We start from the raw sequence: 744 nt of genomic DNA on the forward strand, positions 1-744 counted from the left end.
AGAGGGTCAGCGGTTCGATCCCGTTAACTCCCATAGGTCCCGTAGTGTAGCGGTTATCACGTCGCCCTGTCACGGCGAAGATCGCGGGTTCGATTCCCGTCGGGACCGTTAGAATAACGTAAGTTATTTTAGACTCGTTAGCTCAGTTGGTAGAGCAATTGACTTTTAATCAATGGGTCACTGGTTCGAGCCCAGTACGGGTCATATATGCGGGTTTGGCGGAATTGGCAGACGCACCAGATTTAGGATCTGGCGCTTAACGGCGTGGGGGTTCAAGTCCCTTAACCCGCATTAAGATATAATAAATGAGCCGGCTTAGCTCAGTTGGTAGAGCATCTGATTTGTAATCAGAGGGTCGCGTGTTCAAGTCATGTAGCCGGCATTTTTAGATAGAAGAAAACAGTGCGAACGTAGTTCAGTGGTAGAACACCACCTTGCCAAGGTGGGGGTCGCGGGTTCGAATCCCGTCGTTCGCTTAGAGAGGCCGGGGTGGCGGAACTGGCAGACGCACAGGACTTAAAATCCTGCGATTGGTAACGATCGTACCGGTTCGATTCCGGTCCTCGGCATAAACTAATGAGCACCCTTAGCTCAACTGGATAGAGTACCTGACTACGAATCAGGCGGTTAGAGGTTCGACTCCTCTAGGGTGCATTTTTCTATTTAACTCGGGAAGTAGCTCAGCTTGGTAGAGTACTTGGTTTGGGACCAAGGTGTCGCAGGTTCGAATCCTGTCTTCCCGAT

At 50.8% G+C, this 744-nt stretch carries 8 tRNA genes; all 8 read left to right on the forward strand.

Features of this window, described 5'->3' with window-relative positions:
* The first annotated feature begins 35 nt into the window (after positions 1 to 35).
* The 8 genes from HMPREF2628_RS08180 (at position 36) to HMPREF2628_RS08215 (ending at position 743) form a co-directional block, all read left to right on the forward strand.
* Positions 36 to 108: transfer RNA gene (locus HMPREF2628_RS08180), tRNA-Asp, on the forward strand.
* A 23-nt stretch (positions 109 to 131) separates the two neighbouring features.
* Positions 132 to 204, forward strand: a tRNA-Lys gene (locus tag HMPREF2628_RS08185).
* Between the two features lie 5 nt (positions 205 to 209).
* Positions 210 to 291 (forward strand) — tRNA-Leu (locus HMPREF2628_RS08190).
* An 18-nt stretch (positions 292 to 309) separates the two neighbouring features.
* Positions 310 to 382, forward strand: a tRNA-Thr gene (locus HMPREF2628_RS08195).
* Positions 383 to 404: 22 nt separating this feature from the next.
* Positions 405 to 476, forward strand: a tRNA-Gly gene (locus tag HMPREF2628_RS08200).
* 7 nt (positions 477 to 483) lie between these two features.
* Positions 484 to 569 (forward strand) — tRNA-Leu (locus HMPREF2628_RS08205).
* Between the two features lie 11 nt (positions 570 to 580).
* A tRNA-Arg gene (locus tag HMPREF2628_RS08210) sits at positions 581 to 654 on the forward strand.
* Between the two features lie 15 nt (positions 655 to 669).
* Positions 670 to 743 (forward strand) — tRNA-Pro (locus HMPREF2628_RS08215).
* The last annotated feature ends 1 nt before the right edge of the window (position 744 follow it).

This window comes from Streptococcus sp. HMSC063B03 (genome assembly GCF_001836965.1).
Classification (GTDB): Bacteria; Bacillota; Bacilli; order Lactobacillales; family Streptococcaceae; genus Streptococcus; species Streptococcus pneumoniae_F.